Origin of the sequence: Pseudoalteromonas sp. MTN2-4, from assembly GCF_042848605.1 — a bacterium.
In the GTDB taxonomy this organism is placed as follows: domain Bacteria; phylum Pseudomonadota; class Gammaproteobacteria; order Enterobacterales; family Alteromonadaceae; genus Pseudoalteromonas.
The window spans coordinates 197,851-211,813 of sequence record NZ_BTGK01000007.1; the positions used below are offsets into that span (position 1 = coordinate 197,851).

11 protein-coding genes are annotated in these 13,963 nt (G+C 42.6%); 7 read left to right on the plus strand and 4 right to left on the minus strand.

Features of this window, described 5'->3' with window-relative positions:
- The first annotated feature begins 96 nt into the window (after positions 1-96).
- The 3 genes from ACGHEH_RS16370 to ygjK all read left to right on the plus strand — a co-directional run bounded on the left by ACGHEH_RS16370 (position 97) and on the right by ygjK (position 6,819).
- Entirely contained in the window at positions 97-1,149 is a 1,053-nt protein-coding gene (locus ACGHEH_RS16370; protein WP_390447387.1) for a LacI family DNA-binding transcriptional regulator, read from the plus strand.
- Between the two features lie 129 nt (positions 1,150-1,278).
- Positions 1,279-4,485: a glycoside hydrolase family 2 TIM barrel-domain containing protein gene (locus tag ACGHEH_RS16375; protein WP_390447390.1), complete on the plus strand. Its 3,207-nt coding sequence runs from the start codon at positions 1,279-1,281 to the stop codon at positions 4,483-4,485.
- A 3-nt stretch (positions 4,486-4,488) separates the two neighbouring features.
- Positions 4,489-6,819: an alpha-glucosidase gene (gene ygjK, locus ACGHEH_RS16380; RefSeq protein WP_390447392.1), complete on the plus strand. Its 2,331-nt coding sequence runs from the start codon at positions 4,489-4,491 to the stop codon at positions 6,817-6,819.
- A 287-nt stretch (positions 6,820-7,106) separates the two neighbouring features.
- Here ygjK and ACGHEH_RS16385 read toward each other — a convergent pair whose 3' ends face one another.
- Complete coding sequence (locus ACGHEH_RS16385) at positions 7,107-7,955, minus strand: DUF2306 domain-containing protein (RefSeq protein ID WP_390447395.1); 849 nt, start codon at positions 7,953-7,955, stop codon at positions 7,107-7,109.
- A gap of 275 nt (positions 7,956-8,230) precedes the next feature.
- On the opposite strand from ACGHEH_RS16385, the gene ACGHEH_RS16390 reads away from it, so the two are divergent.
- Positions 8,231-9,358: a helix-turn-helix domain-containing protein gene (locus tag ACGHEH_RS16390; protein ID WP_390447398.1), complete on the plus strand. Its 1,128-nt coding sequence runs from the start codon at positions 8,231-8,233 to the stop codon at positions 9,356-9,358.
- Here ACGHEH_RS16390 and ACGHEH_RS16395 read toward each other — a convergent pair.
- Together ACGHEH_RS16395 and ACGHEH_RS16400 are read right to left on the minus strand one after the other, a co-directional pair.
- Entirely contained in the window at positions 9,355-10,203 is an 849-nt protein-coding gene (locus tag ACGHEH_RS16395) for a DMT family transporter (protein ID WP_390447401.1), read from the minus strand. The two genes, ACGHEH_RS16390 and ACGHEH_RS16395, sit on opposite strands and share 4 nt — an antisense overlap.
- Before the next feature lie 25 nt (positions 10,204-10,228).
- Positions 10,229-10,507: a hypothetical protein gene (locus ACGHEH_RS16400; RefSeq protein ID WP_390447404.1), complete on the minus strand. Its 279-nt coding sequence runs from the start codon at positions 10,505-10,507 to the stop codon at positions 10,229-10,231.
- A 511-nt stretch (positions 10,508-11,018) separates the two neighbouring features.
- Between ACGHEH_RS16400 and ACGHEH_RS16405 the strand changes: the two genes are divergently transcribed.
- Both ACGHEH_RS16405 and ACGHEH_RS16410 read left to right on the plus strand, forming a co-directional pair.
- Positions 11,019-11,405: a VOC family protein gene (locus ACGHEH_RS16405; protein ID WP_390447422.1), complete on the plus strand. Its 387-nt coding sequence runs from the start codon at positions 11,019-11,021 to the stop codon at positions 11,403-11,405.
- Positions 11,406-11,525: 120 nt separating this feature from the next.
- Positions 11,526-11,927, plus strand: a complete 402-nt coding sequence (locus ACGHEH_RS16410; protein ID WP_390447407.1) for a helix-turn-helix domain-containing protein — start codon at positions 11,526-11,528, stop codon at positions 11,925-11,927.
- Positions 11,928-12,026: 99 nt separating this feature from the next.
- On the opposite strand, the gene ACGHEH_RS16415 is transcribed toward ACGHEH_RS16410, so the two are convergent.
- Positions 12,027-12,272 (minus strand): hypothetical protein, encoded by a 246-nt coding sequence (locus tag ACGHEH_RS16415; protein ID WP_390447410.1) that lies wholly within the window; start codon positions 12,270-12,272, stop codon positions 12,027-12,029.
- A gap of 309 nt (positions 12,273-12,581) precedes the next feature.
- On the opposite strand from ACGHEH_RS16415, the gene ACGHEH_RS16420 reads away from it, so the two are divergent.
- A complete protein-coding gene (locus tag ACGHEH_RS16420; RefSeq protein WP_390447412.1) occupies positions 12,582-13,682 on the plus strand; it encodes a c-type cytochrome in 1,101 nt (366 codons plus the stop codon).
- Positions 13,683-13,963: the final 281 nt, after the last annotated feature.

Genomic DNA, 13,963 nt, shown 5'->3' on the forward strand with positions numbered 1-13,963 from the left:
AATGTAAACGGTTACATTTTTTTTAGCAAGTAAATTTACTTAAAAAAATCACTCTGCTACCATCGCTCAGAATTAAGCCTTTTTAAGCAAGCGTATATGGCCACCATTAAAGATGTTGCCCGAGAAGCTAAAGTATCTATTGCCACCGTTTCTCGCGTCATAAACCAAGATGATAAAGTGAGAGATAAAACCCGCGAGCACGTAATGGCGGTGATGAAGGCCTTAGGTTATCAAGTAAACGTCAATGCACGCGCACTCTCCACACAAAAGACAGCCACACTAGGGTTAGTGGTGCCCGACATCAGTGACCCATTTTTTGCCTGCTTAGCAAAAGGCGTCGATAGCATAGCCCGTCAGCATCAAAGCCAAGTACTGCTTTGCACTGCTCAAAACAGTAGCAATTCAGAGCAACAAGCCATTGACTCATTATTACAACGCCGTTGTGATGGCATAATTTTGTACTGCACGCATTTAGCCGACAGCGTATTGATCGATATCGTAGAGCACTATTCAAACGTGGTTGTGGTAGCGCGAAATATTCCTGAAATAGCCGAAAACTGCATTTACCTCGACGATGAACTCGGGGGCCAATTGGCCGCTGAACACCTACTCGCCTTAGGCCACAGCCGTTTTGCAAGCATTATGAGTGAGCTGCCAATTCAAGATCCCAAACTCAGGCTGTCCGGGTTCAAAACGGCTTTAGATAAGCAAGCACTTACATTAACTGAAGAGCAAGTTGTTTATGGCACACCAGATCAACTCGGTGGCGAGCTGACAGTTAATAGCTTACTCAAAAATCAGCAAACTTTTACGGCACTTTTCGCCTACAACGATGCCATGGCAATTGGTGCAATTTCGGCCCTAGAAGAAGCGGGCTTTAAAGTGCCTGACGATATTTCGGTGATTGGCTTTGATGATATTTACCTTGCTCATTACAGCAGACCTAAGCTCACCACCTTGCACTACCCTGTCGAAGCCATTGCAAAACACGCAGCGCTGTTAGCTATTAATAAACACACTCAGTTAGATAAAACAGCACATTCGCATCGCTATCAACCAACATTAGTCGAGCGACAATCAACGGCATTTACGCCAACAACAGCTCCAAAACAGAGCCTAAATGAAAACCAAGTTGAACGACAAAATTAAACTTTAACCTTAAGGCTAGCTAGCAAAAATAGAGCAACATAAAGCTTTAGGAAAGAACGACACAAAACAATTGTATATTGTATTTAAAGCGCAATTTTAAAAATAAACAACACAGCTAAGATGACAACAATGAAAAACAAACCTTTTGTAATATTTAGCCTGAGCATGTTCACTACACTGCTATGTCAGAGTGTTTTCGCCAAAGCGCCATGGCAAGACCATCAAGTCTTTGCCATCAATAAACAAGCCCCGCGTGCCTCTGGGTTTAGCTATCAAAGCTTAGCGGGCGCCATGCAAGATGATCCGACCCAAAGCGATAACTATTTGCTACTTAATGGTATGTGGCAATTTCACTGGCAACGCTCTGCGATTAATCCACCAAAAGGGTTTGAACAGCCTAATTTTGATGATTCTAGTTGGGGGCAAATTCCCGTACCGGGCAACTGGGAGGTCGAGGGCTATGGCTACCCGATTTACTTAGATGAACGCTTTCCGTTCACCACCAAATGGCCCGATGTGCCGCTTGAGTACAACCCAACTGGTTCTTATCGAAAGCCTTTCACCTTGCCTGAGTCGTGGCAAAATAAACAAGTGTTTTTACATGTAGGCGCAGCTAAATCATCGCTCGATGTTTGGCTAAATGGTGAAAAGGTCGGTTTTAGCCAAGGCGCAAAAACCCCAGCTGAGTTTGATATTACCGAGTTTGTGCAACAAGGCGACAACTTACTCGCGCTCAGGTTACGCCGTTGGAGTGACGCCAGCTATCTAGAAAGCCAAGATATGCTGAGAATTTCGGGTATTGAGCGCGACGTCTATCTATACGCCACGCCAAAACAGCATATTTTTGATTTTCATGCCAAACCACGTTTAAACAAACGCTTTGATAAAGGCACGCTAGAACTTGATTTAGACGTTAAAAACTACCAAAAACACAAGGCACAACTTACCGCAAAATTTGAGTTACTCGACCCTAAAGCAAACCATGCAGTTGTCGCCAAAGCCACAAAAAACTTCACGACAAACGCCATAGGCACACAACAAATCAGCTTTTCAGAGCAAATAGCACATCCACAACTTTGGTCAGCAGAAACCCCAAACCTCTACACCCTAGTGATGAGTCTATACAATCAACAAGGTGAATTACTCGAAGTGGTGCGCGATGAGATCGGTTTTAGACATATTGAGATTGTAAATAAGCAACTGACTATAAATGGTAAGCCGATTGTAATTCGTGGTGTTGACCGCCATGAAACCTCGCCAACTCGCGGCCACGTAGTAGATAAGGCATCAATGGAGCAAGATATTAAACTGATGAAGCAGTTTAATATCAACGCAGTGCGCTCAAGTCACTACCCAAATCACCCGTATTGGTATGAGTTAACCGACAAGTATGGCTTGTATGTGATCGATGAAGCCAATATTGAATCGCACCCGTTGGCTATTGACGAGAAAACCCAACTTGGCAATGAAATGAGTTGGTTGCCTGCACACCTAGACCGCACCCAGCGTATGTTTGAGCGTGATAAAAATCACCCTTCTATCATCATTTGGTCGTTAGGCAACGAAGCCGGCCACGGCGAGGTTTTTGCCAACACCTATCAATGGCTAAAAGACAATGATGATCTGCGCGTGGTGCAATACGAGCCAGCCGAGCTTGAGCATTACACCGATATCTTTGCGCCTATGTATCCGTCAATCGAAAAGTTGGTTAACTATGCCAGCAATAATCCTGATAGACCCGCCATCATGATTGAATACGCCCATGCTATGGGCAATTCTGTAGGCAACTTGCAAGACTATTGGGATGCCATTGAAAGATACGAGGTGCTGCAAGGGGGCTTTATTTGGGACTGGGTTGACCAATCTCTAGAATATCGCAATGAATTTGGTGAAACATATTTTGCTTATGGCAAAGACTTCCACCCGACTCTGCCAACCGACGGCAACTTTTTAAATAACGGCCTGATGGATCCAAACCGTAACCCTCACCCGCATGCCTTTGAGGTAAAAAAGGTTTACCAACCGGTTAAATTTACTGTGCACAACCTGCTTAAAGGACAAGTGACTGTACAAAATAAATTCTTATTCACGGACTTAAAAAAGTATGACCTACGTTGGAAAATCGAAGCGGACGGAGAAACCGTTAAACAAGGCCACAGCGCCATGCCAAGCGTGCAACCGAGCAAAACCGCCATATTGAATTTTGATATCCAAGGCCTACCTGCTTACAGCGACAAAGAATACTTTGTCACCCTAAGCATGCATGCCAGAGCACAAGAGCCGCTACTGCCACTTGGTCATGAGATTGCCTTTGAGCAATTCAAACTGCCGGTATCGCAATTAAAATCAGCTGCAAAAAGCGCTAACAACTTAGTTAAACAACCAGTAAAACCAAGTTATACACATCAAAAAGACGTACTGATTGCTAAAGCAAATGGCACTCAGCTTAGCTTTGATAAGCGCACAGGCTGGTTGCAACAGCTTACTTTTAATAACCAAGCCATGTTAACCAAACCGCTTAAGCCAAACTTCTGGCGTGCACCGACCGACAATGATTTAGGCAACAACCTGCAGGTGCGTGCGGCTATGTGGCAAAGTGCCACTGACAGACTTAAACTCACCGCCTTACAAGCCAAATCATCGGACGTAACTGCGCGTTATCAATCACCGGACTTTGCAGGGAGTTTGGTGCTGAATTATCAGATCACAGCACAAGGTTTTGTGCGGGTTGATTACCAACTCAATCTTGATGATAACCAAACTTTGCCCGATATCCCGCGTGTTGGTATGCAATTAAGTACCCTAGGTGAATATAAAAATATGTCTTGGTTAGGTCGTGGTCCACATGAAAGTTACGCCGACAGAAAAACCTCAGCGCGTATCTCAGTGTTCAACACACCAGTGGCCGAACAACACCATTACTACATTCGCCCGCAAGAGAACTCTAACCGCATCGATGTGCGCTGGATGGCACTGCAAAACGCGCAAGGCGAAGGGCTGCTTGCGGTAGGCGAAAAGATATTAAATGCCAGTGTATGGCCTTACCTGCAAGCCGATATCGACTTCAACTCGGGCGATGCCAGTGCATCGGCATCAGGACTCGTACCTGTGACCACCAAGCACGCCATTGATGTGCCTGCACGCAACCTTGTCACCCTGAATATTGATCACAAGCAAATGGGTGTGGGCGGTGATACCTCATGGGGTCGCCTTGTTCACAAGCAATACCGCATTGCCGCCGAAAGTCAGCAATATCGTTTTACCTTAGCGCCGCTTTCTGGCAATAAAAATGCCGCTGCATTAGCCCGTGAAATTAAAGCAAGTTACGGTGAATAAACCATGAAGAACCCATTTTTAAGAACAGCAAATACACTGCTTATAGGCTTGCTTAGCGCACTCTTTTGCACACAAAGCCAAGCGAGCAATGAGCATTTGCAAAACACCTTAACCCGAATTGGCGAGCCAAGCATGATGAAGCCCGCCGATAAGTTTGGTCACAGCCCATTTAACCCATTGTTTGATGCTGGTGCTTGGCACGGACATTTGTTGCCAACTTCAGCCGATGAGCTGGGCGGTTTTACTGGCCATGCACTCATTCAAGAAGAGTACTTAACATATCTAGCCAAACGCTTTGATCGCTTACAGGTGTTTAAAAATGGCAAAAAGCTGACACTTACAGGTGAGGTATTAAGCGAGCCGGGCAAACTCATTCAGCATCTTAAAGCAGAAGACGTAACCGTTACCCTTACTTTGTTGTTTGTTGGCCCGCGTACTTCACTGGTTGAAACTAAAATAGAAAGCGACAGCCCGCTAACTTTAAAGTTTGACGGCGAGCTACTCACACAATTTGATAAAAAGCGTACGCTTGAACAAGCCCACCCACAACTGCAACCCGGCCTAAAAGCAACGCCACACGGGATCGCCGTACATTTTAATCAAGTGCGTTCACCTTATAGCTTACTTACCTCAGGCAGCTCGGCTTATGTGATGAGTAAATCTTTAGCTACCACCACACGCATTCAAGGACGAAGCTACAGCAGCCAAGTTGATATCAAGGGCACAACGACGTTTTATACCCTATTCAGCCATGTTCTGAACGCACAAGAGCACACCGAGGTTAAACAGCGCCATCAAGCAATGCTTAAAGCACCACAACAATTTATGCAAGCAAGTGAAACTCGCTGGCAACAATATCTCGAGCCTTTACAACAACTCGAACGCCCTGCTCAGCAGCGCTTGATGGCCAAATCTATTGAGACCTTAATTGGCAATTGGCGAAGTCCGGCAGGTGCTATTACCACCGACACAGTTAGCCCTTCGGTCACCGCGCGCTGGTTTTCGGGTAACTTAACTTGGCCATGGGATACGTGGAAGCAAGCTTATGCGCTCAGTGACTTTCACTCTCAATTAGCCAAAGCCAATATTGAGACGGTATTCAATCAACAAATACAAACTGGCGATACAGTCAGACCGCAAGATACAGGCTTTTTGCCCGACCTAATCGGCTACAACCTAAGCCCAGAGCGTGGCGGAGACAGTGGCAATTGGAATGAGCGCAATACCAAGCCTAGTCTTGCCGCTTGGGCGGTATTAAAAGCCTATGAAAGCGACCCTGATAAAGCATGGCTGGCAGCGCTTTATCCTAAACTCAAAGCATATCGAGCATGGTGGCTGCGCAATCGCGACCACAACCAAAATGGTATTCCTGAGTATGGGGCTACTCTCGACAAAGCCCACAACAACGAGCAAGGTGAATTGTTATTTATTCACCAGCAGGGAGAGACAAAAACCACCGAATATGGACTTGCACACTATCGCAAACTATTAGCTCAGGGTGAGCAAGTTTTTGCCCCAGCACAAACCGCAGCCTCGTGGGAATCAGGCCGGGATGATGCTGCCACCTTTGGCTTTATCAGCAAAGCCCAGCTTGCAGATTATGTAAAGCAAGGCGGTGATGCCGCTGATTGGCAAGTTGATTTTGCCCAAAACCGTGATAACACAGGTAAGCTACTTGGCTATTCTTTACTGCAAGAGTCGGTAGACCAAGCCAGTTACTTTTATACCGATACCCTGTATTTGGCGAAAGTCGCCAACATCCTCAACTTACCTGACGAAGCCAAGCAATTTGAAGCAGATGCAAAACAAGTAAAAAGTTACATTAATCGCTGTATGTTCGATACCAATACGGGCTTTTATTATGATATTCGCATTAACAACACACCACTTAAGAATGGCTGTGCTGGCAAGCCTATCGTCGAGCGCGGTATGGGCCCTGAGGGGTGGTCACCACTGTTTAATCAAGTTGCAACAGCCACACAAGCGAAATTAGTTCGCGATGTAATGATGAGCCCTGACACCTTTTACAGCAGAGTACCGCTTGGTACCGCCGCCAAAAACAATCCAGCGTATGGCCCAAATATCTACTGGCGAGGCCGTGTATGGGTTGACCAATTTTACTTCGGAGTAAAAGGGTTACAACATTACGGCTATGTTCAAGAAGCAAAACAACTGGTGAAGCGCTTTTTAACCTATGCCGATGGCTTGATGGAAAACGCCCCAATTCGTGAAAATTACAACCCAGAAACCGGAGAGCAGCAAGGTGCGCCAAACTTTTCTTGGAGTGCCGCACATATATTTATGCTTTTAAATGAGGGGTTTGCTGACGAGTAGAGTGAAAAATGGCGCTTAAAAGCGCCGTTTTTTTAAATAAATTGTTTCATACTTCTTATTGGATTAGCCAGTAAGTTAGGGCTTACCCAAAGGCTAAAAATGCTCTGTAGTCGCAAGCCCTCCCCCCATATTGCCAGTCATCAATATCTTTTAATCATGCACCCAAGGCTATCAATTACAATCTTAGAGTATTTAATTTCAACTGATAATGAGTTGGTATAAAGAATCAGCTCATAGTCTCTATTGAGAATAAGCTTTCTGTTAGCTTAGTATCAATTACTTCAACTTTATAAAATGGATTCAAATACCATACAAAGCCTTGGTCCCCACATCATCATGGCTGCAGCGATTACACATATTAACGTGATCACGGCAGCAATAGCAGTTGTCACCGCGGCCAACCATTTTACGTTTTCGGTTTTACTGCGCTTAGCCCAAAAGATAAGCTCAGCAAACAACATAGGCAATAAGTAACAAGCAAAAGATATTGTCAGATCCATAGGGCCATCAAGATTATTGTTATTGCCGTTTTGGCCTTGGTTAACTAAATACCAGCCCATTAAAAACAAGCGGAAAGTCCACACACCATTCACTAAAATAAAGGCATGTACCGCCCAGCGCTGATGCTGAATAAATTGCTTTTTAACTGCCGTTTTCCAAGCAAAGAATATCACGACTAATATAAGTACGCCGTTTAGTGTGATACCTAACGCACCTATATCACTAAAGCGAATACCAGCCCCCCAAGTTAAATACAGTCCCGTAACAGCACCAGACAAGCCTAAAACAAAAAATACTCGACCATTCCAGCGGTGAAACTGAGGGTAGGTTTTGCGTATTTTTGGAATAATTTGTAGCAAACCACTGCTTGCCATAATCGCGGCTGGTAAAATATGACTAAAAAACATGATGGAATCAAAACCCCCACTGGTATCAAACCCTCTTGCAGGAGAGATTTCATCTGCCTGATGCACGGCCCCTATTAACAAAGGGATGGCATACAAACTGAGAATATAAACGGCAAACGCCCATTGCCCGACTAATACAATACTGACCCAACTAGTCACGGCCTTTTTAAGTGCAGAATCGGCTGACATACCCCAGATATTTTTTTGATTAACGGTTAGCTGTTCCATAACAAGCTCCTTACTCTAATGTTGATGTAAGCAGCTTGGCATTGATGCGAAACAGGAACGCACCGAATTTTAAAATCGGCCTATGATTTTAGCGGTTTACGCTTTTTAAATTTTGATAAGCAGAATCTAATTCACATGTAACAAATTGAAAATAAAGCTAACTTTTTTGCTTATCCAATTATCAAGAAAAATACGACACGCTTTCTTACAAACGCGTAATTGAGACAGAACTAGCTATTAGATAAACTCTATTATGTTACTTTGGAGCGCCCCTGATGACTTTATCAAACATTTATTCCGTCCAACTTATCGTGGCATTAACCTGCTTACTCGCCCAGTTATGGGTGAAAAACAAGCATACGACGCATATTTTATTTGCGGTATTTTGTGGCTCGGTTGCCATGGGAGTGATGCAAACGCTATCCGCTGATAGCTTGGGCGCTTATCACTATTTGGTCGGGTTAGGCGCTTGTGCAACTTGCAACTGTTATTGGTTGTTTGTGCGCAGTTATTTTAGAGGGAATAATGCCATCAGTGTGCAGCATATCGCACTTGCCATTGGCATTGCTGTGTTAATCATGATGAGCAAAGGCTATTTGTTTGTCACTGAATTGTGGCAGATAGAATCAAGCAGCTTAAGTTTTGCTAAATATACGCTCACAGAAATCACTATTTTGCTGTCTTCTGCAATTATTGTTTTATCTATATGGGAAGCATTTAGAGGGTTTAATAAAGCCTCTCAGACTCAACAAAAACAGCGTGTTTTTTATCTATGTGCCATCATTTCAGCAGTACTTATTAGTAAAGTCGCTAAGGGTTACTTTGTAGACACGCCGCATATTAAAGAAGCCATCATCGCTTGTATCACTATTTTTATGTTGCTAGTTACACAAACACTGATATTTTGGCGTTTTAAATCTAGCTCTAGTCATAATCTAACTAACTCAATAGACAAAACGAAAGTAAGTGCTTTCAAACCAAAGTCAAATGAAGCACAAATAGAAGCGAGCTCTTTGGCAATGCAAACCGAAGAGTCGCAAGACATTGAGTTGAAAAACACCATTCAACAGTTATTGATAGGCCAAAAGCTATATCTACAAGCAAATCTAAAAGTAGGTGATTTAGCCAAGCAACTCGATTTACCTGAGTATAAGGTCAGCCGAGTACTAAAAGAGGGGTTCGGTGCTCGAAACTTTAACCATTACATAAATCAACTTCGGGTCGAGCATGCTAAACAGCTTCTCTCTGAGTGTGATAAATCGCATTGGCCGGTGTTAGTGATTGGCCTAGAAAGTGGCTTTGCATCGGTCGGGCCGTTTACTCGCGCTTTCAAGCAATTTACAGGGTCAACGCCTAACCAATACAGGCAGCAATTTAGCCTTAATAAAGCTCAAGTCGCTTAGCGACCTGTAGCAAACTTTTGGTTAACCCAAAGTGCGAGAAGGATAATACCACCCCCTATCGCAAGCCTGATTAAATCAGCATCTCGGTTCCAAATAACTAGGTTAACCAGTATACCCGCGGGAATAAGCACATTATTCATCACTGCAAGTGCGCCAACATCTACTAAGGTTGCGCCTTTATTCCATGCAAAATAACCAAAGCCCGAGGCGACCAAGCCAAGATAAATTAATATACCCCACTGAGTGCTAGTCGTTGGTAGCTTGTCTGTATTGCCGAACAACAAAAAGAACAGCAAAGACACGACTAATGCACCGACAAAAAACCAGCCAAACACGGTTTTGTGGTCAAGCGCACTGTCTTGCATTAAACGCTTATAGGTCACTTGCCCTGTAGCGAAACAAAGGTTAGCACCTTGCACCAGCAATAACCCAAATAAGAACTCACCATCCAGATTTTCATAACGAATGGCGACCGCACCTATTACGGCTATCACCGCAACCAGTAGATATTTGCCGTTAAACTGCCTATCTAACACATCATTGAGTAAAGTGATATAAACCGGCGTCATCACAGTAAACAGCAATACTTCCGGCACACTTAAAAACAAAAACGAGTGATAGTAAAACCCATACATTAAACCGAGCTGCACACCCCCTATCGCCATTAATTTGAGAATGAGATCTTTAGGAATACGTGAGCGAATTAAAAAAGGGATAAACACGCAAGTTGCGAGCGCCACTCGGCTAAAAGCGCTAAACCAAGCATCAACTTGCCCTGCCAAATACACGCCAATTAAACTAAAAGAAAACGCCCACAAACAGGTTACAAAGGCTAAATAAGACATCAGAAAACCACATTATAATTTTCGCTTAGTAAACCATGAATACCCAAAAACAAAAAGCCACACTCATCTCGACTTGCTGACCGTGATTAACATCTGTCGGAGGAGTTAGATTTATTTTAGGAGCTTTATTATCCGAATTATTAGAAGATTGATCTCCATCTCCACTGCCATTCCCCCCTCCCACAGGCGGGTTGGTCGGATTATCTGATACGGGTGTATCCTTACTCGTGCTTGCTTCATTGCCAACGCCGCATGCAACTAAGAAACAGCTAGTAAGGATAGCAATTGCTATGCGCTTACTCATCTTTATGCCTTAGTACTGATTAAAAAAGGCAAAACTTTAGAATTGGAAATTTGATTTTACGCAATTATTTTGTATGGCTTTTATTCAAGTTTCTGGTCATACATGAACAAGTAAGTACTTTTTGTTTCCACTATAAAAAATAGGGACTTTAACCTGAACAATAGGTTAACTAGACCAAACAAATAAATTTAATTTGCATGTAGTATTTGGTTACTACCCAATACCACCCAGCTTTATTTATTATTCAACGCATCAATTAGACAAGTAACTCTCCAGATTAATGCAAAGTTTTTTCACTACCAAAGGGTTTAGTCATCGCTTTGTAATAGATTGAAATAAATTCGGCAGCCGGCTGGCCTTCATCATTCGCTAAACGCTCTAATTACAGCCAAGCATGAACTTTAGTAACTCCTTTTTGAATACTTACTAAACGTTTTGTTGTTTCAAATAAACCTTGCGGCACAGAAGAGAAGAATTCACACATTAGATAGGTATTTTAAACGTGGCAAAAATGATCCACAGTATGATCCGAGTTTTGGATGTAAAAAGGTCGACACAATTTTATCAAGATATACTCAACTTAGAGATAAAGCGTACCTTAAACTTTGACGGCTTTGACCTGCATTATTTAGGTAATAATGAAAGTGATTTTGAGCTAGAGCTTACCGTTAATCATGACAAAACCAAGCCATACATTCTAGGTGATGGCTATGGTCATCTGGCATTTAGCGCGCAGAATATTGAAGCGCTACATGAAAAAGCGGTAAAACTGGGTTATCAACCTCGTCAAATTAAGTCTTTTTATAATGATGATGAACTCGTCGCTAAATTCTTTTTTATTACCGATCCTGATGGCTATGAAATTGAAGTGATAGAACGTTCGGAGGCTTATCACTAACAATCTCTCAATAAGTAAATTTATTTAAACCTTTTTTGCGCCTATGTCTGGTACATTACGTGGTGATTACTCAGGCTCTTTGGTTACATTTAAAGCTCAAGTTTAAAAAAGAGGTATGCCATGTTATTAAAACAACTTCGTGCTCAAAAAGGCTGGTCCCAAGAGACTTTGGCCGAAGAAAGTAAGATAAGTGTTCGTACTATACAACGTATCGAAAACGGCAAACGCGCAAACCTCGAGACACTCAAGGGCATTGCGAACGCACTAGATGTTGAAGTAAATACGCTAACTCGAGAAAATAAATTAAGCGCTGCATTAAATAAAGAGCAAAAGTCATTTATTTCTAACTTAATCTATTTTGCTGTAGTTATGCTGTCTTTAATGGTTATAAGTGTCACCTCAGCAGAAAGTGAAAATTGGGTTTGGTGGATATTCCTTGGTGGGAGTTTATATCTTTTATTTGATGGACTCGAAGTTTTTGGTGTCTTTAAAGCATTAGAAGATGAAGAAGAAAACACTTAAGCTTGATTAGCTATTATTTTTTAGCATAAAAAACCACCTAGCGAGACAACTTGCTAGGTGGTCCTGGGCAGTTATTTTCAAATGTGAATATGCTTCAAATCAAAAGTCACATTTAATTAACTTCATCGGTTTGTCTGCTGCCATAACACACCCTCTCGCTTCATCCGATGCAGCCTTACATTGCTTCAACATATCAGATTTACTTGGTGCATTTTCTTTTAAAACTGATTTAGCATGGGCGACAACTTTATCGCACTCACTCTCTGGTACAGATTCAGCCTTAGAGCATGCTGTTAGTAAAAAACCACAAAAAGAAAGAACTGCTAACGTGCTAATTGATTTCATATCTGTACCCTACGTTCATGAATGTAAAGAGTATAGTTTGAAATCTCCAAGTCGCTAAAAATTTTTATACCAATCCTCTTAATTAAGCGATCTATTTTGAGGCAAAGAAAACTTGTCGATAGCAGCACTTTCGAACCCTGCTAGCGTAAGTTTTAGTCCATTAAAATAATTAAGGTTTAGTATTACTACTATTTGAATATCAAAAGTTTCCTCTCATCACACTAAATTGTTACCAGATTTGTATTTGGCTAGTAATCAGTAACTGACCGCTTTATGCTCAATTAACCGTCATTTCATCCAAGTTTGGTTATGTCTAAAGTATCTTTCGGACTGCTAACAAGCAGCTTTATCGTTTTGCTTTTTCATACGAGTATTGCTTACTCGCAAGAAAAAGAACGACGCGCGCCACCGCGTAAACTCTCGACAGAGCAAGCTCGCGTTGCAGCTAATAACTATCAAAAATACTGCGCGCTGTGCCATGGTGAAAACCGCGAAGGTCATAAGAACGATCATGCCCCATCGCTTCGCAGCAAAAGCCTGATGGAATCAGGCGTGGCACATCAGATATTGAGGCCTATGCAATATGGCCGAGAAGGCACAGCGATGGGCGGCTATCTAGATGAAGTAGGCGGCCCTATGACACTTGCTGAAACCTGGGATTTAACTTATTGGCTTTTTGAGCAGGCAGGATACGACAGGCTTAAATTTTCAACCAACCCAGTGCAGGGCGATATAAAACGTGGTGAAACTGTTTACCAAAAAGAATGCGCAAGCTGTCATGGAAAACAAGGTGAAGGCATTACTGCACCTGCACTGATGAATCAGTCAGCCCTTGCCCATAATACGGATGAGTTTATTCGCTATGCCATTCAAGAAGGTCGACAAGACACGCCAATGCAAGCATTCAAAAATAAGCTATCACCCGCTAACATTAATAATATCACCGCATTTTTACGCAGCAAATCAATGGGACAGGTCGAAGAAAAACCAGTCCTTAGAGCACTGCCAGAACCTAAAGATTATATTGTTAACAAAGCAGGAGAAGACCCTAACTTTGATTTAAAAGATGGCATGTATGTACTTTCAAAAGATCTCAATGAAGCACTTAATTCAAAAAAACGCATGGTACTGCTAGACACACGGGTAACCTCAGTCTGGCAAACAGCACACATAGAAGGTGCTATTCCTTTTCCCTATTATGCTGATTTAGATGAAACCGTTGCTGGAATTCCCAAAGACGTTCAAATAGTCGCCTATTGCTCTTGCCCTCGCGCCGCTGCAGATCACACCATAAATCGCCTTCGCGCAAGAGGATACACTCGCACAGCCGTATTATGGGAAGGTATTTTCGGCTGGATGCATTTAGGCTACCCAGTAAGACGAGGTGATATTAGCGGCGTAAATGATTAAATTTTGATTGTTACATCACTTTACAAAACGCCGATAGAATTAAGTGATTAACTTATTCCAAAGGCGTAAACTAAATACTCAAAACTGATAAATTTCAAAGGGCGACACCTATGAAAAAAGCATTTACGATTAGTGCACTGGCATTAGCACTTGCGGCTTGTTCACAAACATCAAATAACAATACACAAACAAGTGCAACGAACGCACTTGCACCACTTGATAAGCTTGCCGTTAGCCCGAATGATCAACGCGGCTACAGAACTTTAAAGTTAGAAAATAAC

Excerpts from the sequence above, each read along its gene's own strand:
- ACGHEH_RS16370 (WP_390447387.1), top strand. The coding sequence starts at position 97 with ATGGCCACCATTAAAGATGTTGCCCGAGAAGCTAAAGTATCTATTGCC.
- ACGHEH_RS16375 (WP_390447390.1), top strand. The coding sequence starts at position 1,279 with ATGAAAAACAAACCTTTTGTAATATTTAGCCTGAGCATGTTCACTACA.
- ygjK (WP_390447392.1), top strand. The coding sequence starts at position 4,489 with ATGAAGAACCCATTTTTAAGAACAGCAAATACACTGCTTATAGGCTTG.
- ACGHEH_RS16385 (WP_390447395.1), bottom strand. The coding sequence starts at position 7,955 with ATGGAACAGCTAACCGTTAATCAAAAAAATATCTGGGGTATGTCAGCC.
- ACGHEH_RS16390 (WP_390447398.1), top strand. The coding sequence starts at position 8,231 with ATGACTTTATCAAACATTTATTCCGTCCAACTTATCGTGGCATTAACC.
- ACGHEH_RS16395 (WP_390447401.1), bottom strand. The coding sequence starts at position 10,203 with ATGTCTTATTTAGCCTTTGTAACCTGTTTGTGGGCGTTTTCTTTTAGT.
- ACGHEH_RS16400 (WP_390447404.1), bottom strand. The coding sequence starts at position 10,507 with ATGAGTAAGCGCATAGCAATTGCTATCCTTACTAGCTGTTTCTTAGTT.
- ACGHEH_RS16405 (WP_390447422.1), top strand. The coding sequence starts at position 11,019 with ATGATCCACAGTATGATCCGAGTTTTGGATGTAAAAAGGTCGACACAA.
- ACGHEH_RS16410 (WP_390447407.1), top strand. The coding sequence starts at position 11,526 with ATGTTATTAAAACAACTTCGTGCTCAAAAAGGCTGGTCCCAAGAGACT.
- ACGHEH_RS16415 (WP_390447410.1), bottom strand. The coding sequence starts at position 12,272 with ATGAAATCAATTAGCACGTTAGCAGTTCTTTCTTTTTGTGGTTTTTTA.
- ACGHEH_RS16420 (WP_390447412.1), top strand. The coding sequence starts at position 12,582 with ATGTCTAAAGTATCTTTCGGACTGCTAACAAGCAGCTTTATCGTTTTG.